This window comes from Methylocystis sp. NC52PC, assembly GCF_055698645.1.
Map to the genome: position 1 here is coordinate 1528322 of NZ_CP170127.1, position 23985 is coordinate 1552306.

The following is a 23985-nucleotide window of genomic DNA, read 5'->3' on the forward strand; positions in this document are numbered from 1 at the left end:
ACAATTCGAAGGCCCTTGTCGCGCGCGGGGTCACGCCCGCCGGATGCGTGGACGCCGTTAAAGGCGAGCCCCCTAGCCTTCGTCGCCTTTTTCATCGACCGGGCAATAATCCTTTTTCCAGGGAAGCGCCTCGAAGGCCGGCTCGTAGCCGCGGTCGCGGTAGTCCTGCTCGGAAATTTCCAATCCAATGCGACCCACCTCGACGAACGCCATGTTGGGTTTTCCCGCTTCGCCCGGCGTCCGATAACGCCCCTGCGGTTGCTCTGTCACGCTCACGCTCCTCATGAAAAATCAACGTGGATAGTTTGGGGCGCGGGCCGGGGCAGCGCAATGTCTGGCGCACGCGCGCGCCGACCGCGCCGATAATAACGATACGAAAATTTCCCGCTGCGACGACGCGCCTCTCGTCTGGCCTGCGGCGGTGCGATCGCCTAGCATGCAGGACAATCAAGCTATATTAACGTCCCGCCGATTGCGTTCTCGAAATAACAGGAATTCCCGCATGGCCCTCAAGGGTTCTTTTCGCGCGCCGACAGCGTTCCTGCCTTTGGCTGCGGCGCTCGCCGTTGTCGGCGCGGCGTCTTTTTGGGGGCTTGCGCAATTCAATAAGGCCGCGCCCATCAAGGTCGGCGTCTTACATTCGCGCTCCGGCCCCATGGCGATCAGCGAAAATTCCATGGTCGATGCGGAACTGCTGGCGATTGAAGAGATCAACGCCAAGGGCGGACTTCTGGGCCGCAAGATTTTGCCCGTCATCGCCGACGGAAAATCCGACTGGCCGACTTTCGCGAAAGAGGCCGAACGCCTGATCGTTGAAGAAAATGTCTCGATTATTTTTGGATGCTGGACCTCGGCGAGCCGAAAAACCGTTGCGCCGGTGATCGAAAAATACGGTCAGCTGATGGTCTATCCCATGGCCTATGAAGGCCTCGAACAGTCTCCGAATATTATTTACACCGGCGCCGCGCCCAATCAGCAGGTCATTCCCGCCATCAAATGGAGCCTCGATCATCTGGGCAAGAAATTCTATCTGATCGGCTCCGACTATGTCTGGCCGCGCAGCATCAACGAGATCATGAAAGACACAATCCGCGCGCTGGGGGCGGATCTCGTCGGCGAGGATTATATCTTTTTCGGAAGCTCCAATGTCGCCAAGGCGGTCGATAGAATAAAGGCGGCGCAGCCGGACGTGGTGTTGAGCTCGGTCGTCGGCGATTCCAATAAGGCCTTTTATCAAGCGCTCACCGACGCCGGACTTTCCGCCGACAGGTTGCCCGTCGTGTCCGTTAGCATCGGCGAGGAGGAGCTGCGCAGCCTGCCGATTGCAAGCCTCCAGGGCCATTACAGCGCCTGGAATTATTTCGAAGCGATCAAGACGCCCGAAAACGAACGCTTTCTTGCGAATTTCCGCAAGAAATACGGTGAGAACCGCGTCACCAGCGACGTGATTGCGACCTCTTATTTCAGCGTCAGACTCTGGGCCAAGGCGGTTCAGGAGGAGCAGTCGCTCGACGTCGAACGCGTGCGACGCACCATGCTGACAGAGACGCTCGACGCCCCCGAGGGCCTGGTTTCCGTCGACCCTTACACCCAGCACAGCTGGCGATCTTTTTCCGTCGGCAAAATCAGGCCCGACGGCCGGATCGAGGTTGTCTGGACGGTGAACCGCCCGATCCGTCCCGTGCCCTATCCGCCCTCGCGCACAAAGGCGGAGTGGGACGCATTTCTAACGGCCATGTACAACCGATGGGGGGGCCGCTGGGCCAATCCCATAGAGGCGAACTGATCGATGAAGCCTCTCAGCCTGCTGCGCAGCTCGATCGGCGCCAAAATCATTTTCTGGTTTCTCGTCATCAATCTCGTGTCCTGCGGATTGCTCGCCTGGCGCACCTACGACATCTCGCGCGAGTCGCTCGAGCAGGCCGTGCAAACCTCGCTGCAGGTCGTCGCCAAGAAGAAAGTCGAACAACTCGAGAATCTGACGCTCGAAAAAATCCGAAGCGTCGAAGCGTTGATGCATACGCCCTCGATCAGTGAAGCGGCGCGCGAATTTTCCCAGGCGTTGCAGGCGGGCGGCGCGGACTCGGAGGCCTATCGGCAGGCCGTGGCGAAGCATGGCCCGCCGCTCAGCCGCCTCGCAGATCGATTCAACTATGTGGATTGCGCGCTTCTTTCGCCCGCCGGCGACATTCTGTTCAACCAATCCGGCGCCGACGTCTTCAAGGGAAATCTGCGCGGCGACACGGAACTCGCCGACGCGATCGATCGCGCGCGAACCTTGCTGCAAGCCGAGATCTCGGCCTTTCAGATCTATCCGGGGATGACCGAACCGGCCGCCTTTATCGCGGGGCCCATTCTCGACGATGGCGTCGTCATCGCCGTCGTCGTCTTTCAGCTCGACAATCGCGAGCTCTACAGCGCGGTCAACGATTACACCGGCCTTGGCGAGACGGGAGAGGTGCTCGTCGCCGCCCATCTCGATCGGGACCAGATGGTCATCGTCAATCCGCTGCGTCGCGACGCCTCCAAGGCCTTCAGCATTCGCGCGCCGCTGACGGGGGGCGCTTATCCGGCGCTGGCGCGGGCGCTGGCCGGCGTTCACGGCTCGGGCCTCTTCGACGATGTCGAGGAGAAGCCCGTCGTCGCTTCATGGACCTATGTCCCGTCGTTTCGCTGGGGCATGGTCGTGCAGCAGCGGGCCGAGGAGGCCTTCGCCCTCACGCGGGCCGAGCGAAGCGCGACGCTGACGCTGCTGCTGTTCATGATGCCGCCGATCATCGTCCTGGCGCTCGCGGTTGCGCGCACCATCACCCGGCCGATCAAGACGGCGGTTCGCGTCGCCGAGCAGGTCGCGGGCGGCAATCTCGACGCCAAGTTCGAAATCACCAGCCGCGACGAAACCGGCCATCTTCTCGCCGCCATCCAATCGATGACCGGCGAATTGCGCGAGCTTTACAGTTCGATGGAGGACAAGATCAAAGCGCGCACGCGCGAGCTCCAGCGCGCCAATGAGGAGCTGCTGGTCGCGCGAGTGGCGGCCGAGGAGGCCAGCAAGACGAAAAGCGCCTTTCTCGCCAATATGAGCCACGAGCTGCGCACGCCGCTTAACGCCATCATCGGCTACAGCGAAATGCTTCAGGAAGACGCGCTCGACAAAGGCGACGACGAGCCTGTCGAAGATTTGAAGAAAATCGAGAGCGCCGGCCGCCATCTGCTCGGCCTCATCAACGACATTCTCGATCTCTCGAAGATCGAGGCCGGAAAAATGGAGGTCTTTGTCGAGCGCGTCGAGATCGGCCGGCTCGTGAAGGAAGTGATGTCGATCGTCGCGCCCCTGGCGGAGAAGAACGGCAATGCGCTCGAGCTCCACTGTCCGCACGACATCGGCGGCTTCTCGTCGGATGAGACGAAAGTCAAGCAATGCCTGCTCAATCTGATGAGCAACGCCAATAAGTTCACGAGCAACGGCAAAGTGACGCTGAGCGTGGAGCGGGACGAAAACGCGGTCGTGCTGTTTCGCGTTTCCGACACGGGCCTCGGCATGACCGACGAACAACTCGGCCGGCTCTTCCAGGCCTTTACGCAAGCCGACGCCTCGACCACCAAGCGCTTTGGCGGAACGGGTCTGGGCCTCGCGATCACCAAGCATTTCTGCACCGCCCTGGGCGGCGACATCTTCGTCGAAAGCGCGCTCGGCGCCGGATCGACTTTTACGATGACGCTTCCCGATCAGCAGAAAAGCCCCGAGAAGGAAAAGGTCGAGCCGCAGGCCGAGGCGTCTCATGCGACGATCCTTGTCGTCGACGACGACGCGACGGCGCGTGACCTGCTGACGCGGACGCTGGAGAGCAAGGGTTATCGGGTCATCGCTGCGCGCAACGGGCTCGAGGCGCTCGCCTTGGCGCGACAGCACAAGCCGCAAGCCATTACGCTCGACGTCATGCTGCCGCAACTCGACGGCTGGAGCGTTCTGAAGCAATTGAAGGAAGATCCAGAGCTTCGAGCCATTCCCGTCATCATGGTGACAATCCTCAACGAGCGCGGATTGGCGATCCCACTTGGCGCGGCGGAGCTTTTGACAAAGCCGATCGACCGGCAGCGTCTGACCACTCTGCTGGCGCAATATTGCAGCGCGCCCGCTGAAAACCGGGTGTTGATCATCGAAGACGATGCGGCGACGCGCGAGCTTTTGTGCCGGTCCGTATCGGGCGCCGGCTATCAGGCCGCAGCCGCCGTCAATGGCCAGGACGGACTCGACTGGATCGCCAGAAACCCCGCGCCCGACCTTATCCTGCTCGATCTGATGATGCCGAAACTGGACGGCTTCGGCTTTCTGCGGGAATTGCGCAAACGTCCGGCCTACGACCGCCTCCCGGTCGTCATCGTCACTGCGAAAGAGCTGAGCCCCGAAGACATGCGCGACCTGGCGGCGCTGCACGCCGACATCGTCACCAAGGATCACGACTATCTTGGAGAGCTCGTTTCCATTATGCGTCAATCGCTCGAGTCGAGCGGCGGCGTGCATTTTCATTGATTGCGGAGACCGAAGACGTGGTGAAGATTCTGCTTGTCGAAGACAATGAAATGAACCGGGACATGCTGTCGCGGCGTCTCAAGCGGAACGGTTACGCGGTGGTGATCGCCGTCGACGGACAGCAGGGCGTCGAGATGGCCGCGTCTGAATCGCCGGACCTCATCCTGATGGATATGAGCCTGCCGGTGATCGACGGATGGGAAGCGACGCGGCGCGTAAAGGCCAATGAGGCGACGCGCGCCATTCCGGTGATCGCCCTGACGGCGCACGCCATGGCGGGGGATCGCGAGAAAGCCATTGAAGCGGGCTGTGAGGACTATGACACCAAGCCCGTTGAAATCACGCGGCTGTTGGGGAAGATCACGGCTCTGCTCACCCCTGGAGCCGCCTGATGCGCGCTTATTTACAGTAAGCCCAGATGACGACGCAGGGCGACGTCCCCTCGGGGAGGACCGATCGGGCGCTGATCACCTATATTCGGCAGGAGCTGAGCGCGCCGGCGCAAGCCATCGCGGGCTATGCCGAAATGCTGCTCGAGGAAGCCGAAAGGAGCGGCAGCGACGATTTTCGCGACGATCTGGCGCGCATTCAAAGCGCCAGCCGTGCGCTCAACGGGCTGATCGCCTCGCTCGTCGATCCCGCGCGGTCCCGGCATGGGCCGGACGCTCACGACGCGGAAGAATATCGGCGTCGGCTGCGGCATGATTTGCGCACGCCGATCAACGCCATCAAAGGCTACGGCGAGATGCTGCGCGAAGACGCAACGGAGCTGGAGGACGCCGGCGCATTCGTCGCGGATCTGGACCAGCTCCTCGCGGAGGCGTCCCGCCTGCTCATTCGCATCGACGGCCTCGTGGATTTCTCGCTGCCCCAAAGCGAAGCCGCGAACGCCGGCGAGGGGCCGGTCTCGGCCAAGGTCGTGGATCGGTTTTTGAAATCAGTGCAGCCGATCGCCGCGGGAGAGGCCGACTCCGCTGCGCTGCTGCCGAGCAAAATCCTTGTCGTCGACGACAATGCGTCGAACCGCGACCTTCTCAAAAGGCGCCTCGAACGCCAGGGCCACTCCGTTGTTCTCGCGGAGGGTGGATCCGCCGCTTTGGCGATCGTCGAGAGCCAGAACTTCGATCTCGTGCTGCTCGATCTGCTGATGCCGGACGTCAACGGCTTCGACGTCCTCGTTGCGCTCAAATCGAGCCTGTCGCTGCGTGATATTCCGGTGATCATGATCTCCGCCTTGCAGGAGATCGACTCGATCGTGAGATGTATCGAGGCCGGCGCGGAAGATTATTTGACGAAGCCCTTCGATCCGGTGTTGCTGCGCGCACGTGTGGGCTCGTCGCTGGAAAAGAAACGCCTGCGCGACCGCGAGCGTGAGGCCTTGGCGGCGCTGCATGTGGAAAAAGAGCGCTCGGAACAGCTCCTCCTCAATATTCTCCCCGCGCCGATCGTCTCGCGTCTGAAGGGCGGCGAGACGGTCATCGCCGATCATCTTGCGAATGTCACCATTCTCTTCGCTGATTTCGTCGGCTTCACCGAGTTGTCGTCGAAACTGCCGGCGCCGGAACTGGTCGGGGTTCTGAGCCGCGTTTTCTCGAGCTTCGACGCGCTCGCGCTCGACTTCGGGGTCGAGAAAATCAAGACGATCGGCGACGCTTATATGGCCGCCTGTGGGCTCTTCGGAACGAGAGAGGATCACGCGGAGGCCGTCGCCGACATGGCCATGGCGATGATGGACGCGCTGAACCGCCTCAATGCGGATTTGCCGGCGCCGCTCGAGATCAGGATCGGCGTCAACTCCGGCGACGTGGTCGCGGGCGTGATCGGCACGCACAAATTCGTTTACGATATCTGGGGCGATACGGTGAATGTGGCGAGCCGGCTCGAGTCGCACAGCCTGCCGAGCCGCATTCAGATTTCCAGATCGACGCATGAGCGCTTGCGCGGGCGCTATTTATGCGAAGCGCGCGGCGGCCTCGAAGTCAAGGGCAAGGGCCTGATGGAAACCTATTTCCTGATCGGCCGAGCATGAGCGAGCGCATTCGCGCCGCCTGTCGATCGAGCCTTCAGGAATGTTGGAATGTCCGCTTTCGTCGTTTGCGCCTGCGTGGTCGGCAGGCCATGCGGAAAGCCGCTCCTGCTTCGACGACTTTCGTCGGCCTTGCGGGAGTCTGAGGTCGAGAGCCCCAGAGTCCGGGGATGTGTTGTCGCGCCACTTGGCTCAGCGAACGCTGCGTAGCAGCGCCTGAATCGCCTCGACAGACGCCGGCTTGGTCAGATGTGCGTCGAAGCCGGCTTCCTGTGTGCGGCGCCTGTCTTCCACCTGGCCCCAGCCGGTCAATGCGACGAGAAGAGGACGTTTGCCGGCAGACGTCTTGCGAATGCGGCGCGCGGTCTCATAACCATCGAGGCGGGGCATGCCGACGTCGAGGAAGATCAGGTCGGGGTCGAACTCGTTGACGAGGTCGACGCCGGAGAGGCCGTCGTAAACGACGCGGACCGTCGCGCCCAGGCTTTCGAGAAGCAGGCCGACGCTGTCGCCGACATCGCGATCGTCGTCGATAACGAGCGCCCGTGGCGAGGACGCGCCGTCGGCGACCAGCCGGTCCGATCCAGGCTCCGCCGGCGCGGGCGCCGGGGCAAGCGGCAGCCAGACGATGAATTCGCTGCCGCTTCCAGGCCCATCGCTTCGCGCCGCGATGCGGCCGCCATGCAATTCGACGAGCTTGCGAACCAGCGCCAGGCCGATGCCGAGCCCGCCTTCCGAAAGGCGCGCGTGACGGTCGATCTGCGCGAAGAGATCGAAGACCCGCGGCAGCATATCGGCCGCGATGCCGACGCCATTGTCGCGAATGCGCAAGACGGCTTCGTCGCCGTCGCGCGCGCCTTCGACGACGATGACGCCGCCCGGCGGCGTATATTTCGCGGCGTTGTTGACGAGGTTCGTCGCAATCTGCGCGAGCCGCAAAGAATCGCCCGACACCCACAGCTCATCGACGATTTTCGTCGTGACGCGATGGCCCTTCTTGTCGATGAGCGGCTGACAGCTCTCCAAGGCGTCGCGCAAGAAGGTCGACAAGGGAACGCTTTCCTGGCGCAAATCGATCTTGCCCTGGTTGATGCGCGAGATTTCGAGAAGCTCGTCGACGAGACGCACGAGATGGTCGACCTGACGCTGAACCATATCGAGCGTCGCGGCGTCGGCGTCGTTCGGCCCATGCTTCATCCGCATGACGTGCACGGCGTTGCGGATCGGCGCCAGCGGATTGCGCAATTCGTGGGCGAGCGTCGCGAGAAAGTCGTCCTTGCGGCGATCCGCCTCCTTGAGCGCCAATTCCGCCGCCTTGCGTTCGGTGATGTCGCGCACGAAGGCCTGCATGCCGCAGACGTTTCCCCTCGCATCGAGGACAGTCCACGTCCGCATGCTCACTGGAAAGACGACGCCATTCTCGCGCCGGTATTCCTTGTCGTATTCCGCCGACCGTCCATAGGGCAGGATTTGTTCCCGCACGATCGCGTCCTCCATCGCGTGCCAGCGCTCAGGCGTGAGATCGCGATAGGTGAGTTGCTTCAGCTCCTCCAGTGAGTAGCCGAGCATCGCCTGATAGGCCGGATTGGCGTCGATGATGCGGCCGGCCATATCGACCGTGACGACGCCGTCCGGTGTCCGCTCGAACAGCGCCTGATAGCGCAGCGCGCTTTCGCGCTGGGCGTCGAGCGCGAACTGGCGTTCGAGCATGTCCGCGGCCTGGCGGGCGAGCGCGTCGAAGAGCGCCAATTCATGCTCGCTCGGTTCATGAGGCGCGCGCCAGTGCGTGGAAATGGCGCCAATGAGACGGCCGTCGCGCGCGAAGAGGGGCGTCGACTGGACGGATCTGATCCCGCTCAGCCGCCAATGCCCCAGTGATTGCGTCCCCTTGGCGAATTCCGCCTCTTCGACGTCCGTCGTGATCAGGCGCCGACCTTGTCTCAGCGCATGGCTGCAACTCGAGCCGCTCGACAAAGAAGTTCGCTCCCAGAAGGCCGCCGAGTCCGGATGAAAGCCTTTCCAGGCCAGGAGATGCAATTCGTCCTGTTCAGAATCGTACATTTGCAGACTGGCTGCGTCGGACTGCATCAACGTCATCGCCGCCTGCATGATCTCCTGATGAAGCAACGCGGCGTCGTCTTGCTTGACCAAGGCGCTGCTGATCGCCTGCAGTCGCTTCGCGTCGGCCAGGTCGCGGGCCATCTGGCGTTGGCTTTTGCGCAGATTCGCTTCGGCCTGCGCGCGTTCGACCGCGGCCCAGGTGCGCTCGGCGGTTTCCGTGATCAGGAAGACGTCGTCGCTGGTCCAATGACGGGGGGCGGCGCTCAGCGCCGTCATCGTGGCGCGCAGCCTGCCGTCCTTTAGGAGCGGCGCACAAAAGACGCCGCGAATCGAGAAGGCGTGGTAGGCCGCGACATCTGCGGGGGTTATCGATGGATCGCCCGCAACGTCGTCCGCGACGAAGGCGCGTCCGGCGCGCAGGACGTCGAGGACAATCTGGAATGGGGCGAAGTCGTGCTCGCCGATGACGCTCGGCGCGGCGTTGCGGGCATAGGCGCGCTCGATGATGATCTTCCCGCGCGTCTCGTCGATTTCGGCGTAATAGGTCCGGTCCGCGCCGAGCTGTTCGCCTAGGAGGCGGGCCGCCTCGTCCTGAATTTGAACGGGATCGCCGAGCGGCCGCAAAGCGTCGGCAAGCCGCAGCAGAAAGGCTTCACGCTCCTCGGTTTTGCGCAGCGCGGCTTCGGCGGCGCGGCGGGCGTCGATGTCGAGGATAAAGCCGGTGAACTGGCGAAATGCGCCGCCTTCATCGAAACGCGGCGCGCCGATCAAGAGGACCCAGCGATAAGCCCCGTCGCTATGGCGCAGCCGACATTCCGCCTGAAAAGGCGCCCCTTGACGCAAAGCGGAATCGAAAGCGGCGCGCAGCGACGCGCGATCGTCGTCGTGTACGACGTCGAGCCAGCCGAAACCGAGCGTCGCGCCGACCGTTTGTCCCGTGACGCGGCCCCAGGCGGCGTCGACATGGCTGAACTGTCCTATGTCGTCCGCCTCGAAACTGGCCGCCCAATGCTTCTGCTTTTCCATCCAATGAGATCCGGCGTCCTCGGCGCGAGTTCGGAGGGTAATTCAGCCGCCACGCCGCTGCAAAGCGTAAGCGTTGAATTGGCTTCGATTAGTCAAAACCGGAACTTTCGGGTCTGCTCGCATCGTCTGCGCGTTCTGAAAAATGCACGTTGCACAACCTTAGATGTGCAGCCGCCACGCGATTTTGACACCGGGGGATGCAACGGCGGGGATATCGGGTCTATTGCGGGCCCGGGCGTGACGGCGGCGGCTACGGACGCGGCGGTTACTGAAGGGCGCGAGTGGTGAAACGAGGTCTTTGGCGTGCGCCGAAGGCCTCGTTTGCTGTGACCCCTGTCACGCGGACGCGGGCGGGACGCCGATCTGTCCGAGCGGACGCTCGAGCGCGGCGCGGTCCCAGCCGGCGGCGTTCGCGGCGGCAGCATAGGCGCTTTGCAGAAAGGCGAGCAGCGTCGCGTCCGGATCGTCAGCTTTGCGCACGATATCGTAAGGCAGGATGAATTCCTGCAGCGCCTCGTGGAAGAAGACGCCCGGCGGCTTTATCGCTGCGCTCGCGAAGCCCGCCGGCGCGGGATAGGCGTAGGAATAGAAAGCCGGGAAATCGACGCCGGCGCCGCCGGGCCAAAAGCCCGCGCTGCTGACTTCATGCGAATAGGCTTCGCGCACGACCGCGTCGGGGAGGTGGGGAGCGCCGCCCGGATGGCGCGGCGCGCGCCGGCCTGAAAATCGTGTGGCGGCCAGATCGAAGCTCCCCCAGAAGAAATGCACCGGGCTCGCCTTGCCGATGAAGCCGGTGCGAAACAGCTTGAGCACGCGGTCGGCCTGAGCCAGCGCTCTCCAGAACCGGTGCGCCGAGTGCGGATCATAGGCGCAATGAACGCGATCCGCGCTGAACGCGATCGGATCGGCGACTTCGTTGGGGCGCTCATCGATGCGCACCGAAACGCCGAGCTCCGCGAGTTTTACGAAAACCCTGGAATGAAACGCCGCGACGGACTGGGCTTCGAGAGGCGTCTCTCGACGACCGTTGCTTGCCTCGAGGCGCAGCATGTGGTCAACGAAATCGAAATCGATCTGCAACAGACCGCCCCCAACCGCCATGGGAGAGGTGGTGAGCCCGCGGGCCGTCACATAAAGCGCCACATGCCAGGAGTGGTTGAGCCAGGGCGTCAGCGACAGGCGGATCTTGCCGACGATCTGAGTCCAAAGATGCAGCGTCGCGCAGGTGTCCCGCCAGTCGTCATAGGGCAGCGCGGGCCAGAGATCGCGATCGTTGTGCGCCGGGGCCATCAGGGCGCAACCAGTTCATGGACGCTGAACAAGCCCGACGCGTCGCTCCACACGCGGCGCGACGTCCAGCCGGCCGATTGCGCCATCTCACGAAACTGCGGGATGGAATATTTATAGGCGTTTTCCGTGTGGATCGTTTCGCCGGCGCGGAAGCGAAACTGCGCCTTTCCGACGCTGACAAGCTGATCTCTCAGGCTGACGAGGTGCATCTCGACGCGCCCGTCGAGGGGGTTGTAGATCGCGGCGTGGCGGAAGGCGTCGAGATCGAAGCCGCCGGCGAGTTCGCGGTTGATGCGCGCCAGCAGGTTGAGATTGAAGGCTGCGGTCACCCCCGCTGCGTCGTCATAGGCGCGAACAAGCCGGCGGGGGTCTTTCTTCAGATCGACGCCAATGACGAGCCTTGCGTCGGGCGAGAGCGTCTCGCGCATCGCGGCGAGCAAGCGCGTCGCCTCCATGGGCGGGAAATTGCCGATCGTCGAGCCGGGGAAAAATCCGAGCTTCCTGCGTTGCGCCACATCGGCGGGAAGCGCGATCGGCGCCGAGAAATCCGCCGCGATCAGCCGCACGTCGAGCTTGGGAAATCTCACGCGCAGCCGCGCCTGCGCGTCGGCGAGCGCGCTTTGAGAAATGTCGATCGGGATATAGGCGCCAAGCCCGCCGACCGCTCCGAGCAGAATCTCGGTCTTGACGCTGGAGCCGGAGCCGAATTCCACGAGGACGGTCTCCTCGCCGACGCCTTGCAGCATCTCAGGGGCGTGAGCTTCGAGAATGCCGATTTCGGTTCGCGTTGGATAATATTCCGGCAGGCCGGTGATCTCTTCGAAGAGCGCGCTGCCGACCGCGTCATAGAGAAAGCGACAGGGAAGGCTCTTGTGCGGCCGCGACAGGCCGCTCAGCACGGCGGCGGCGAAGTCGTCGCCTGGAGCCTGAAACGGCGCGGCGCGTTCCCTTGCTTCCGCCATTACGCCGCCTCCGAGGCGAGGCGCAGGCCGAGGAACTGCCAGCGCTGATGCGGGTAGAAGAAGTTACGATACGTCGCGCGCGCATGGCCGCGCGGCGTCGCGCAGGAGCCGCCGCGCAGCACATGCTGAGAGACCATGAACTTGCCGTTATATTCGCCGAGCGCGCCCTTGGGCGGACGATAGCCGGGGTAGGGCAGATAGGCGCTCTGGGTCCATTCCCAGACGTCGCCGAACATCTGGCGCGGCGCGCCGTTCGAGGGTCCGGCCGGCAGCGGACGCAAGGCGCCCGTCGCGAGCGAATTGCCCTCCTGCGGCGCCGTCGCCGCCGCGACCTCCCATTCGAACTCCGTCGGCAGGCGCTTGCCGGCCCAGCGCGCGAAGGCGTCGGCTTCGTAATAGCTGACATGCGCGACCGGCGCGTCGTCGTCGAGCGGCTGCAGCCCGTGAAGCGACATTTGGAGCCAAGCGCCGTCGCGCCGCTCCCAATAGAGCGGCGCGCGCCAGTTTTCGCGCTCGACGGTCGCCCAGCCGTCCGAGAGCCACAGCGTCGGCGTCTCATAGCCGCCGTCGGCCACGAACGCCAACCACTCCCCGTTCGTGACCAAGCGATCAGCGAGCCGGAAGGGGTGAATGAGCGCGTCGTGGCGCGGCCCCTCGTTGTCGAAGGCAAACCCATCGCCGGCATGGCCGACTGGAAAGACGCCGCCGGGAAAATCGATCCAGCGCATCGGCTCGCGCGCCTCCCGACGCGCGCGGGGCGGCGCCTCGCGATAGGCCGGCCGCAAAGGGTTCGCGGCGAAGAGGGCGAGGATGTCGGTAAGCATCAGCTCCTGGTGCTGCTGCTCGTGGTTGATCCCGACCTCGATCAGACGGCGCCAGGGCGTCGGGTCTTGCTCGGCGAGGAGCTTATCGAGCGCGCGGTCGACATGGTCGCGATAGGCGAGGACGCGATCGAGCGGCGGCCGCGTCAGCAAGCCGCGCTTGGGCCGCGGCTGGCGGGCGCCCAGCCGCTCGTAATAGGAGTTGAAGCAATAGGCAAAGGCCTCGTCGAACGGCGTATAGCGCGGGTCGTGCGCGGCGAGGATGAAGGTCTCGAAGAACCAGCTCGTGTGGGCGAGATGCCATTTCGTCGGGCTCGCGTCGTCCATCGCCTGAACCGTCATATCTTCGGCGCTGAGCGGGGCGGCGATGTTCAAGGAGAGCCTGCGCGTTTCGAAGAGGCGCGCGCCGAGGGGACGCGCGTCTGCGAGCGGCCTGCCAGGGGCCAGTGCGGCTGCAACCATGCCACGTCTCCTTTGGGCGCCGTCCCGGCGACGATCGGGCAGGAAGGGCATATAGGGCGGCGCGGTCTGAAGCGGTGTCGCGCGGTTTTCGCCGACGTCGCTATTCCGCCGCCGACCGCCTGTCTTGCCGCGCCGCCAGACGAATCCCGCGCTGCGCGAAATAGCGCTCGAGCGCGGCAGGCGCCGCCGCGGGATCGGCGAGCCCGACATAGCCGTCTGGCCGGACCAGATACAGCGCGTCGCGTTTCAGGCCCGCCGCGACATGCGTCGGCCCCCAGTCGAAGACATGGAGGGGCAAGCCGTGATCGGCGCACCAGGCCGCAAGCGCCGGTCCGGCCGCGCCATAGACATGCGCCTGCCAACTGAGTTCGGAAAGCGGCGCGAAATTGTCGGAGGCTTCCATCGGCGCCCATGGCAGGCGGTCGCCGCCGGCGACCGCCCCGGCCTCGCCCGCGCTGAGCGGACCGCCGCGGTAGTTCAGCGCGATTTGCGAGACGTTGCGGAAAATATAGTCGCGCACCGGCGCAAGGCGCATGAGCCTCGGCAGCAGCAAAGGGGTTGCGCGCGTGCGCAGAAAATCTGCGAGGCGTCCCTCCGCCGTCGCGAAGCTGAAGACGCGGTCCGTCGTCGCCACCAGCCGCCGCGCGAAGCCGATGCGCTCGGCCTCGTAACTGTCGAGCAGGCCCTCCGGCGCGAAGCCGCCGACGACCGCGGCGAGTTTCCAGGCGAGATTGACGGCGTCGCCGATGCCGGTGTTCATCCCCTGTCCGCCGGCGGGGCTGTGAATATGCCCGGCGTCGCCCAGGAGAAAGACGCGCCCGAAGCGGAAGCGCGCCGCGACCCGATGATGCACATGATAGGTCGAGAACCAGTTGAGCCTCTCGACCTTGACCTTCATATGGTCGATTGCGCGCGCGCCGACGTCGTCGAATGTCAGCGTCCGAGCCCGATCGGCTCGCGCGTCGCGCACCGTGCCGACAAGCCGCGCCCGTCCTTCGCCCGGCATGGGAAAAACGGCCAGAAAGTCGGCCTCGTCGAGATCGACGTGCAATTCGCCGTTAAGCGCCGGCCCCGACGCCGCGACATCGGCGACGTAGAAGACCCGCTGGTAGGCGCCGCCCGGAAAGCCGGCGCGCATGAGACTCCGCACCGTCGAATGCGCGCCGTCGCAGCCGGCGAGAAACGCCGCCTCGCAGACCTCCTCGCGTCCGTCGGGGCCGCACAACGTCGCCCGAATATGGCCGTCCGCGTCGGCGACCTGCACGAGCTCTGTCCGGCGCGCAACGGCGAGGCCGGATTTTTCGAGGCGCTCGATCAGCAGGCGCTCATGCGCGTCCTGCGGAAAGACTTCCAGAAACGGATAGGCCGTCAGCCGCTCGCCGACGAATTCGAACGGGATGCGCGCAACCTTCTCGCCGCGCGCCCAGAGATTGGCCGCCGCGACGCGGCGGCCTCGCGCGATTACGGCGTCGGCGAGATCGAGCTGGCGATAGAGCTCCAATGTGCGCGCGTGGATCGCGAGCGCCCGCGAGGTTTCGCCTGGTCCTTCGCTCTTGTCGACGATCCTGACGGAGACGCCGAATTTCGCGAGCCACAGGGCCAAAACCAGGCCCGTCGGTCCAGCGCCCGCGATGAGAACGTCCGTGCGGGCCATCGTAGTTCTCCTCGCGTGAGGAATCCCTCTCCCCGCGTGCGGAGAGAGGGTGCAGGGGAAAAGCGGTGACAGCCCAGGGGCCTGGCGTCGGCCGCGCCCCCAATGACGGGGAGCATGCCCGCCATTGCGCGCGATGCGCAACCGTTACATGACGCCCGAGGGCTCCTGCAGTTTTTCGGCCCGGTCGAGATGACGTTGCAGCATGGCGACCGAATTCTGCGCCCAGTCTCTCAGCTGCGCATTGTCGCCGTTCGAGGCGTAGGCCTGGAAGATTCGCAGCGCCTCCTGATGGCCCTTGATCTGCTGCGTTCTGAACTGCCGGTCGAAATTGCGCTCGGAAGCGGACTTCAGCTGGCTGAGGTTGGTTTGATGCTCATTGTCGAGCGCGGTGGGGAGCTGCATGCCGCGCCCGCGCTGAACGAGCGATCGCAGCTGGTCGTTCATCTGGGTGTGATCGTCGACGATCATCCGGGCGAAGTTCTTGAACTCCGATCCCATCGCCTTGTTCTCGGCCTCCTGTCCCGCCTGGATCTCGAACTGGTTGATGTTCCAGGCCTTGGTGAGGAACTGGTCGGTCGTGAGCCGCTCGGCCTGTGTGAGCGGCGCGTTCGTTGCGGGATTTTGCTGGGTCTGCTGGCGCATCGTCTGGGCCTGCAGCGGCGTCATGAGAGCGATCGCGAGGACGGCGCTGGATGCGAGAGCCAGTTTCATGTGAGACTCCTTTGAATCCCCCCGCCCTCAACGCGTCGGCGCCCTGGCCGTTCCTCCCAGAAAACCCTGCGCGTCGAGGGGCTTGCGCTCGCCTGCCTGCAGGTTCGGGTCAGGCGTCGACAATGATCGTTCCTGCGGCCAGCCGCGCTTGTCAGCGCCCGTCCCGATCCCACTCTAGACAGTCGGCAAGCTCGCGGGCTCCAGACCTTTTCCTCGAGCGTTGGGTCGGACGTCCTCGCCCTCGCGCCTTCATTCATGCAGGGAGTGAAGCTCATGTCTGTCGCCTTTCGAAAGGAAGCCAGGCCAGTGGGCGGCGTCGTCGGCGCCGGCGTCGTCGATGCGGCGGGAGGCGCCGCCGCGATCATCCTCGCGATCTGCGGCCTCGCGGGCGTCGAGCCGCCGATGTTGGCGGCGATCGCGGCGCTCGTCGTGAGCGGCGCGCTGCTCGCCCGCGCTGGAATGATCGCTTCCGCCCTGTCCGCCGCGGACGCCTCGGCCGGTCTTGCAATGATCGGGGATTTCGGCGGCGCGCTCACGGCGCTGTTCCTGGCCGGAGTCGGCGGGCTTGCGCTTGGGATTCTCGCGCTTCTCGACGTCGCGCCGCTCGCCTTGACGGCCGTGGCCGTGATCGGCTTCGGGGGAGCGCTTCTATTGAGCAATGGCGCCGGCGCGCTCATGCGCAACGTCCCGGATGGAGCGCAGGCTTCGGAAATCGCGCCCGCGATCGCGGGTCTCGTCGCGCTCGTGCTCGGCGTTCTGGCGCTGGCGCAGACCGGGGGCTTCCCGCTCGTGCTGTCGGCGCTGCTCATTCTCGGCGCCGGGGTCCTGATCTCCGGCGGCGGCCTCGCCCTGATGATGCAGGCGGTGACGCTGCGTCGCGCCTGAACGGGAGACGCGCCATGGCGACTGCGGCGGAAACCCGCGCCGGCTGGACCTATGAAGCCTTTGACGTGGTCGCGAGCTTAAGCGCAATCGCGCTTGCGGCGTGTGGCCTCGCCGGCGTCGTTGCGCCCATCATGGCCGTAGCGGCGACAATTGTGTTCGGTGTCGCTTTGGCCGCGAACGGCGCGCGTCTCTTGCGCTGTTACGCGCGTCGCGACGCGAGCGGCCCGCTGCGTTATTCGATCGTCGTCGCCGGGATGGCCGGCGCAGCGCTTGCGGTCATCGCGCTGGCGGGGGCCGATCCCGCGGTGCTGACGCCTGTCGCAAGCATGGTTTTCGGCGCCGGCCTCGTGCTCAAAAGCAACGTTCTGTGGGAACTTCAGTCTGTCCATGAGATCGGCGCGGGTCAAAGCGAAGGCGCCGCGACGGGGGGCAGCCCGGCGTTCCTGTCTCTCGCCGGTTTTACGTCGGGCGCTCTCGGGGCCATTGCCGCCGCAGGGGGGCCAAATGATCTTACGCTCAATCTTGCCGCCCTGATCGTTGCGGCGTCCGCCCTTGTCCTGTCGAGCGCCAGCGCCACGGCCGTGACGGCGCGGATCGTTCGTCCGTTCTCTCTGACGCGCCATGCCGTGCGCGAGCCGCGCAAGGCGGGCTGAGTTTCTCTCATCGACCAAAGCTGCGCTTCGGATCGTGGCCAAGTAGAAGGACAAAGCCATGTCAGTCGCACCTGAAAGCCCTATGCGCCAGAATGCGCCGGCCGCCTTCGGCGGCCTGGTCGACGCCATCGGCGGCGTCGCCACGGCCGTTCTTGCGATTTGCGGCCTGGCGGACATCAATCCGCCGGTCATGATCGCGGCGGCGACCATCATTTTCGGCGTGGCTTTGCTCCTGGAAGGGAGCGCCTGCGTCGCCGAATTCGCGCAGATCGCAAGATCGGATCGCGACGCCATCGAGATGGAGCCGGGTGGCAATGTCGCCGCCGTTCTGCTTATCGGGGCGGCCGGGATCGTGCTCGGCGTTCTCGCCCTCGTGGGATTCAACGCGGGCCTTCTCGTTCCGTCGGCGGTGATCGCCTTCGGCGTCGCCATGGTTTTGGGCAGCAGCCTGGTTCCGCAACTCCATGCGATGCGCCATGCCGCGCACCCCGGCCTCGCCGAGAGCCGCTTCGCCGCGCGCGAGGTTCTCGTCTCGCAGATCGCGTCCGGCTCGTCCGTGGCTCAATCGCTCGCCGGCCTCGCGGCGATCGTGCTCGGGATTCTCGCGCTCGCCGGCCTCAATCAACCGACCCTCATTCTCGTGGCGCTGTTGCAGTTGGGCGTGACGCTCGTCGTCACCGGGGGCGCGTTGACGGCGACGCTCTTCGGCGCGATGCAGCGACGCTGACCGCGCGCGCTTCGTCCAGGCCCCCGCGCGGGACGGCGTTGCGTAGCGCCTACCGCGCCTGATAGGCGACGATCCGAAGGACGGGCGTCCGGGGCGGGGCCGCGGACGCCCGCGCCCTCGGCGCATAAAACAAGAGAAGGCAAATAAGACCCGCCGCAAGCGCGCAGACGCCGGTCAGGAGCAAGCCAATGGCCGCAGCCGTCCAGTCTTGGTCCTTGGCGACCTTGTAGGTCGAGCGGCCGAGAAGCAGGCCCGAGGCGACGAACGCCGTGACGCCGAAAAGAAGCACCGCATCGTATGCCGTCTGCATGAGTGGCGTTCCACCGTGTACATTTTTTCGCCGCGCCAGACTCTAGACCTGATCGATCCTGATTTTCAATTGACAAGTTTTCTCGCCCGCGACCAGCGCGGCGCTTATCCGAGCCGCCCGAGCTCGGGCGCGAGCGAGATCAGAGCGACGATCACGGCGACGCCGGCCAGCACCTTGTAGAGAATTCTCAGGCGCGCGCGCGGCCCGCCGTCGCAAAGTCGTATCACTGTTCACCCTCCGATAACCATGCGCTCATGCCACAGCGGCGGCCGGGCGAAAAGCTGCACGATTTTCAACCGGGTGTTGCGCCGCCGCAATAGCCCGCCTTGCGAAGCTGCGTCACAGTGGCTGCTTGATTGATTCTTTCATTCTCGGACGAAAACCAATGCGCCCTCCCCCACGCCGCATCGTCGGCTCGCTGCTCGCAGCGAGCGTTTCGTCCTTTGTACTTTTGACCCATCCGGCTTTGGCCCTGGATTTCTTCGCTTTATTCGACCGCGAACCGCCGCGCGGCGAGTCGGCGCCCGCCGCGCCGACTCATCTGCAGAAAGCGACCCCCGCGCCGCCGCCGGCGAAGGCCGTCCGCCGCGAGCCGCCGAAGCCCGCGCGCCCTGTGGTCGCCGCCCCCCAGCGAGACGCGAAGCCGTATCCCGAGGCGGCTCCCGGCCTGCCGCTCTTCGGCGTGGTGTCGATCGCCGACCAGCAGATCTCGATCTACAATCACAACGGCCTGGTGACGCGCTCGCCCGTCTCGACGGGAATGGAGGGGCATACGACGCCGAAAGGCATTTTCACTATCATCGGCCGCGAGCGCTTCCATAAGTCGAATATCTATTCGGGCGCGCCCATGCCCTTCATGCAGCGCATCACCTGGTCGGGGATCGCCATGCATGTCGGCGTGGTCCCGGGCCATCCGGCCTCGCATGGCTGCGTGCGGCTGCCGGCCGACTTTGCCGAGAAGCTCTGGGGCATGACCAAGATCGGCGAGCGCATCGTCATTGCGCCGGACGACGTCCCTCCGGCGGTCATTTCGCATGCCGCGTTGCCGGAGCCGAAAATCTATGTGGCGGCGGAGCCGGGCCGCGAGGCTTTCGTCTACGGCCCGCCCGAGTCCGGCGACGAGCCCGGACCCAGCCCGCGGCTGAACCCGCGGCAATACGCCGAGCGGCTCAAGGCGCGCGCCGCCGGCGAGGCGATTTCGGCGTCCAAGGCCTTGAAGGCCGCCGCAGCGCTCGAGCGCGCGGCGCAGGACGAGGCCGCGTCGGCCGCCCGCGCGCTCGCCGCGGCGGAGGCCGCCTCGTCGACGGCGCAGGGGAAGGCCGACGCCGCTGACGAGGCCTATCTCGCTACGACGGCAAAGGCCCATGCGCTGCAGAAGGAGGCCTCGCTCGGCGATACGGACGACAGCCTGCGCAGAACCAAATATGCGAGCTCCATGGAGGCGGCGGCGACGGCGCGCGCCGCCGCGGCCGCCGCAAAGGTCGCCTTCGCGACGGCCTCGATCGAGGCGAAGACGGCGCTTTCGGCGGCAAGAGCGTCGCTCGCCGCCAAAGAGGCGGCGCTCTCGGACGCGGCGGGGCGATTAACCCAGGCGACGGCCGCGTCGGCGGCCGCCTCGAAAGCCGATGCGGAGGCGAGGCGACGTCTCGCCCCGCTCTCGGTGCTGATCAGCAAAAAGGATCAGCGCCTCTATGTGCGGCAGGGGCTCACGCCTTTGTTCGACGCGCCGATCAGCGTGCGAGACCCGGAGAGGCCGCTCGGCTCCCATCTCTTCATTGCAAGCGCCGCCAATGAGGACGCCACGGGGCTGAAATGGTCGGTCCTCTCCGTGCCCGGCGTTTTTGACGCCTCGGAAGCGCTCGACCGCATCGACATGGCGCCCGAGATTCGCGCCCGCATCGGCGAGCGCCTGTGGACCGGCGCGTCGATCATTGTTTCGGATCAGCCGCCGAGCAGCGAGACCGGCGCGGATGGAACCGATCTGACGGTGAAATTGCGCTGACGCGCCTCTCGCGTCGAGACGCCTGTTGCGCCGGCGCTCGGGTCCGCCTTTAGACGCGCGGATCAGGCGCGCTCTTGAAGGCCGCACTGCGTTCTCTCTGATAAGAAGGACCGGAGCCCATGCTGTCGAGACGCGCCTTGCTGAGGAACGCAGCGGCGCTCGCCGCTGCAAATGCATGTCCCGCGCGGGCGGAGGCGCCCGTTCGCGTCTTGAAGCTGCGGCGCAGGACGATCGAGGTCGCGGGTCGCCCCGCCTCGGTCTATGCGATCGCCGGGGCGGATGGCGAACAGGGTTTCACGGCAAACGTCGGCGACCGCTTTCGCGTTCGGGTCGAAAATGCGCTCGATGAGCCGAGCCTCGTGCATTGGCACGGACTCGCGCCGCCCTGGCGCCAGGACGGCGTGCCAGAGATTTCCGGCCCCGCCATCCCGCCCGGCGGCGCGGCGGATTATGATTTTCCGCTCGGCTTCGGCGGCACCTATTACATGCATTCGCATTTCGGCTTGCAGGAGCAACTGCTCTTCGCCGCGCCGCTGATCGTTAAAGATCCAAGGCGGTTTGCGCAGCGGCAAGAGATCGTCGTCATGCTCGCCGACTTCAGTTTCGCCTCGCCGCAGGAAATCTATGCGGGGCTCGTCGCGACGGGATCGCGCCACGGCGCGAGCCGCATGAAAATGCGCATGGGCAAGGAAGCGGCGGCGCGCAAAACCGCCGCGCCCGACCTCAATGACGTCGCCTATGACGCCTTCCTCGCCAATGAGCGCACGATCGACGCGCCCGACGTCATCCCGGTCGAAGCCGGCGGGCGGATTCTTCTGCGCCTCGTCAACAGCGCCTCGATGAGCAATTTCAGGGTGGATCTTGGCGCCCTCGACGGCAGCCTCGTCGCGGTGGACGGTCAGGACGTCGTTCCGGTAACCGGGCGGAGCTTCCCCATCGCCGTGGCGCAGCGGCTCGATATTCTCGTCGATCTCCCCAAAGGCGCCCGCGCTTTTCCAATCTGCTTCGTGCTCGAGGGAGAGAGGAGGCAGGCGGCCGTCATCCTCTCGGCGCCGGGCGCGCCCATCGAGAAGTTGCCGCAGGCGGCCGCCACGCCCGCGGCGGCGCTCGATCTCGCTTTGGAGTCACAATTGCGGGCCGCCTCTCCGCTAGCCGCGCGAAAAGCCGATCGCACGATCCCGATTGATCTTACCGGAGACATGGCGCGCTATGTCTGGTCGATCGACAATCGCGTCTGGAACGACAGGACCCCGCCCTACGATGTCAAGGCCGGGGAGCGCGTCGAGCTCGCTTTGACCAACAAGACGATGATGTCCCACCCGATGCATCTGCACGGCCACAGATTTCAGGTGATCGAGATCGACGGAACGCGGTTTGCGGGAGCGTTGCGCGACACTGTGCTCGTTCCGCCCGGCAAACGCGTCGTCATCGCCTTCGACGCCGATAACCCCGGGCGCTGGGCCTTTCATTGTCATTTGCTCTATCACGCGCAGGCGGGAATGTTCGCAAGCTTGCAATATGTGTGACGCGTTGAGAAGCGACCGGGCCTGCGTTATCGTCCCGCCGCCGAGACATCCGGAAGCTTTGTCGTGAACCCGCTGCTCATTAGCGTTCTGTCCTTCGCTACTTTCATGGCCGCGTCGCTTGTCGGACTGTGGCTTGGCCGCGCGCTTCCCGAAACGCAGCTCACGGACCGCAACCGCGATCTCGTCAAGGAGGCGCGGCGCATGCTCGTGGCGCTGGCGTCCCTGACGCTCGGCCTCATCATCGCCTCGGCCTCGACCTCCTTCGAGCAGCGCAACACGGAAGTCGAGGCGAGCGCCGCCAAGATCATTGCGCTCGACGCGGCGCTCTCAAAATATGGGCCGCAGGCGCACGAGAGCCGCGAAATGCTGCGCGGCATCGTCCTGCGCGGCGTCGAGCGGATCGAGATCGCCGCCCATGACGGCTTCAACACGGAGAAGACGCGCAGGGGCATCGGCGTCAACAAGCTGCAATTGAAGCTGCTGGAGCTCGCGCCGCAGAACGAGCGTGAAAGCTGGCTGCGCGCCAATGCGCTGACGCTGACGAATGAACTCGGCGCCTTCAGATGGCTCAAATACGCCGGCTCGGACGGCTCCATCCAATGGCCGTTCCTGGCCATTCTTATTTTTTGGCTTTGCGGCGTCTTTGCGAGCTATGGCGTGGTCGCGCCCCATAACGCCATGTCGGTTGCGACCCTGACGATCGTCGCTCTGTCCATGGCCATGGCGATCCATTTAACGCTCGATCTCGATACGCCCAATCGCGGGCTTATCCAGATGTCGAGCGCGCCCTTGCAAATGGCGCTCGCCCAGATCGGCCCCGTCGCGCCGTGAGTCGTTTCGTCGAATGTCAGGAGCCCTCATGTCCTCTCTCGCAAACCCGCGCCTGCCCGACGACGAGACCGTGACCCCGGCGCCCGCGCCGAAAGTCGCACAGCGGCCGACGCCGCCTGAACTCTCGCGCGCGCTCGCCGCGCGCTTCGGCGCCGCCTTCTCCACGGCGCCGGCGCTGCGCGAACAGCATGGCCGCGACGAATCCGCCTATACTCATGTGCCGCCGCCGGCGGCGGTCGTCTTTGCCGAAAGCGCGGAGGATGTCGCTGACGCGGTGCGGCTCTGCGCGCAACATAAGACGCCGATCATCCCCTTTGGCGTCGGCTCGTCGCTCGAAGGCCATCTGCTCGCGGTCGAGGGCGGCGTCAGTCTCGACGTGTCGCGCATGAACCGCGTGCTCGCCGTTCAGCCCGAAGACCTCACCGTCGCCGTCGAGCCCGGCGTCACGCGCGAAGCGCTCAATCGCGCGCTGAAGTCCTACGGCCTGTTCTTTCCAATCGATCCCGGCGCCGACGCTAGCATCGGCGGCATGTGTGCGACCCGCGCCAGCGGCACCAACGCCGTACGCTATGGCACGATGCGTGAAAATGTGCTGGCGCTCGACGTGGTGACCGCGAAGGGCGACCTCATTCGCACCGGAACCCAGGCGCGCAAATCGAGCGCCGGCTACGACCTGACGCGCCTCTTCATCGGCAGCGAGGGCACGCTCGGCGTGATGACGAAAATCACACTGCGCGTCTATCCGCTGCCGGAGGCGATCTCGGCGGCGATCTGCTCTTTCGCCGACATCGCCGACGCCGTGCAGACGGTGATCGAGATCATTCAGCTCGGCGTTCCCATTGCGCGCGTCGAACTGCTCGACGGCCCGTCCGTCGCCATGGTCAACCGACACTCAAAGCTCGCGCTCATCGAGGAGCCGATGCTGCTGATGGAGTTTCATGGGTCTCCCGCCGGCGTGAAGGAGCAGGCCGAGACCGTGCAGGAGATCGCGTGCGCGCATCGGGGCCGCGCTTTCGAATGGGCCGCGACCCCCGAGGCGCGCACGCGATTGTGGACCGCACGGCATCACGCCTATTTCGCCGCCGTGCAGAGCCGGCCGGGTTGCCGCGCGATCGTCACCGACGCTTGCGTGCCGATCAGCCGGCTCGCCGATTGCCTCCTCGAGTCGAAGGCCGAAGCCGACGCCAGCGGCATTCCCTATTTTCTCCTCGGCCATGTCGGCGACGGCAATTTTCACTTCGGCTATCTCATCGATCCCCACGACGCGCAGGAGCGCGCGACCGCCGAGGGACTCAATCAGCGGCTCGTCGCGCGCGCGCTCAGCATGGGCGGCACCTGCACCGGCGAGCATGGCGTCGGCCTGCATAAGATGGGCTTTCTGATCAGCGAGGCGGGCGCCGGCGCCATCGAGACGATGCGCACGATCAAACATGCGCTCGATCCGGACAATATCATGAACCCTGGCAAGATCGTCGCCTGGTGAGGGTTTCGCCGCGGCGGGAGG

General features: G+C 65.2%; 20 protein-coding genes. 11 read left to right on the forward strand and 9 right to left on the reverse strand.

Annotated elements, in window-relative coordinates; translation table 11 throughout:
- Window positions 1–72: 72 nt before the first annotated feature.
- Window positions 73–270, reverse strand: a complete 198-nt coding sequence (locus tag ACETII_RS09275; RefSeq protein WP_363350875.1) for a hypothetical protein — start codon at window positions 268–270, stop codon at window positions 73–75.
- 232 nt (window positions 271–502) lie between these two features.
- Here ACETII_RS09275 and ACETII_RS09280 point away from each other — a divergent pair, with 232 nt between their 5' ends.
- The 4 genes from ACETII_RS09280 to ACETII_RS09295 are packed head-to-tail and all read left to right on the forward strand — an operon-like array spanning window position 503 to window position 6563.
- On the forward strand, window positions 503–1786 hold the full coding sequence (locus tag ACETII_RS09280; RefSeq protein WP_472787848.1) for an urea ABC transporter substrate-binding protein: 1284 nt from the start codon (window positions 503–505) through the stop codon (window positions 1784–1786).
- Window positions 1787–1789: 3 nt separating this feature from the next.
- The gene (locus ACETII_RS09285; protein WP_472787849.1) at window positions 1790–4534 is read left to right on the forward strand and encodes a response regulator; all 2745 of its coding nucleotides are present in this window, start codon (window positions 1790–1792) and stop codon (window positions 4532–4534) included.
- Window positions 4535–4551: 17 nt separating this feature from the next.
- Window positions 4552–4926, forward strand: a complete 375-nt coding sequence (locus ACETII_RS09290) for a response regulator (RefSeq protein WP_363350879.1) — start codon at window positions 4552–4554, stop codon at window positions 4924–4926.
- A 26-nt stretch (window positions 4927–4952) separates the two neighbouring features.
- On the forward strand, window positions 4953–6563 hold the full coding sequence (locus tag ACETII_RS09295) for an adenylate/guanylate cyclase domain-containing protein (protein WP_472787850.1): 1611 nt from the start codon (window positions 4953–4955) through the stop codon (window positions 6561–6563).
- 189 nt (window positions 6564–6752) lie between these two features.
- On the opposite strand, the gene ACETII_RS09300 is transcribed toward ACETII_RS09295, so the two are convergent.
- The 6 genes from ACETII_RS09300 to ACETII_RS09325 all read right to left on the reverse strand — a co-directional run bounded on the left by ACETII_RS09300 (window position 6753) and on the right by ACETII_RS09325 (window position 15547).
- Window positions 6753–9647, reverse strand: coding sequence for a PAS domain S-box protein (locus tag ACETII_RS09300; RefSeq protein ID WP_472787851.1), 2895 nt, complete (start codon window positions 9645–9647; stop codon window positions 6753–6755).
- Between the two features lie 336 nt (window positions 9648–9983).
- Window positions 9984–10937: a DUF5996 family protein gene (locus tag ACETII_RS09305; protein WP_472787852.1), complete on the reverse strand. Its 954-nt coding sequence runs from the start codon at window positions 10935–10937 to the stop codon at window positions 9984–9986.
- On the reverse strand, window positions 10937–11899 hold the full coding sequence (gene egtD, locus ACETII_RS09310) for an L-histidine N(alpha)-methyltransferase (protein WP_472787853.1): 963 nt from the start codon (window positions 11897–11899) through the stop codon (window positions 10937–10939). The genes ACETII_RS09305 and egtD overlap by 1 nt, the downstream gene beginning before the upstream one ends.
- Window positions 11899–13182 (reverse strand): ergothioneine biosynthesis protein EgtB, encoded by a 1284-nt coding sequence (egtB, locus tag ACETII_RS09315; protein WP_472787854.1) that lies wholly within the window; start codon window positions 13180–13182, stop codon window positions 11899–11901. The genes egtD and egtB overlap by 1 nt, the downstream gene beginning before the upstream one ends.
- 100 nt (window positions 13183–13282) lie before the next feature.
- Window positions 13283–14836: an FAD-dependent monooxygenase gene (locus tag ACETII_RS09320; protein ID WP_472787855.1), complete on the reverse strand. Its 1554-nt coding sequence runs from the start codon at window positions 14834–14836 to the stop codon at window positions 13283–13285.
- 144 nt (window positions 14837–14980) lie between these two features.
- Complete coding sequence (locus ACETII_RS09325; protein WP_363350893.1) at window positions 14981–15547, reverse strand: DUF4142 domain-containing protein; 567 nt, start codon at window positions 15545–15547, stop codon at window positions 14981–14983.
- A gap of 273 nt (window positions 15548–15820) precedes the next feature.
- Between ACETII_RS09325 and ACETII_RS09330 the strand changes: the two genes are divergently transcribed.
- The 3 genes from ACETII_RS09330 to ACETII_RS09340 are packed head-to-tail and all read left to right on the forward strand — an operon-like array spanning window position 15821 to window position 17812.
- Entirely contained in the window at window positions 15821–16432 is a 612-nt protein-coding gene (locus tag ACETII_RS09330) for a hypothetical protein (protein ID WP_363350895.1), read from the forward strand.
- A 14-nt stretch (window positions 16433–16446) separates the two neighbouring features.
- Window positions 16447–17085, forward strand: a complete 639-nt coding sequence (locus tag ACETII_RS09335; RefSeq protein WP_472787856.1) for a hypothetical protein — start codon at window positions 16447–16449, stop codon at window positions 17083–17085.
- 58 nt (window positions 17086–17143) lie between these two features.
- The gene (locus ACETII_RS09340; protein WP_363350899.1) at window positions 17144–17812 is read left to right on the forward strand and encodes a hypothetical protein; all 669 of its coding nucleotides are present in this window, start codon (window positions 17144–17146) and stop codon (window positions 17810–17812) included.
- A gap of 49 nt (window positions 17813–17861) precedes the next feature.
- Here ACETII_RS09340 and ACETII_RS09345 read toward each other — a convergent pair whose 3' ends face one another.
- Together ACETII_RS09345 and ACETII_RS09350 are read right to left on the reverse strand one after the other, a co-directional pair.
- Entirely contained in the window at window positions 17862–18122 is a 261-nt protein-coding gene (locus tag ACETII_RS09345; RefSeq protein WP_363350901.1) for a hypothetical protein, read from the reverse strand.
- Window positions 18123–18226: 104 nt separating this feature from the next.
- Entirely contained in the window at window positions 18227–18349 is a 123-nt protein-coding gene (locus tag ACETII_RS09350) for a hypothetical protein (RefSeq protein ID WP_363350903.1), read from the reverse strand.
- Window positions 18350–18507: 158 nt separating this feature from the next.
- On the opposite strand from ACETII_RS09350, the gene ACETII_RS09355 reads away from it, so the two are divergent.
- The 4 genes from ACETII_RS09355 (at window position 18508) to ACETII_RS09370 (ending at window position 23964) form a co-directional block, all read left to right on the forward strand.
- Entirely contained in the window at window positions 18508–20124 is a 1617-nt protein-coding gene (locus ACETII_RS09355; protein ID WP_472787857.1) for a L,D-transpeptidase family protein, read from the forward strand.
- Window positions 20125–20243: 119 nt separating this feature from the next.
- Window positions 20244–21650, forward strand: a complete 1407-nt coding sequence (locus tag ACETII_RS09360; RefSeq protein ID WP_472787858.1) for a multicopper oxidase family protein — start codon at window positions 20244–20246, stop codon at window positions 21648–21650.
- Between the two features lie 63 nt (window positions 21651–21713).
- The gene (locus ACETII_RS09365; RefSeq protein ID WP_363350909.1) at window positions 21714–22481 is read left to right on the forward strand and encodes a bestrophin-like domain; all 768 of its coding nucleotides are present in this window, start codon (window positions 21714–21716) and stop codon (window positions 22479–22481) included.
- A 28-nt stretch (window positions 22482–22509) separates the two neighbouring features.
- A complete protein-coding gene (locus ACETII_RS09370; protein WP_472787859.1) occupies window positions 22510–23964 on the forward strand; it encodes an FAD-binding oxidoreductase in 1455 nt (484 codons plus the stop codon).
- The last annotated feature ends 21 nt before the right edge of the window (window positions 23965–23985 follow it).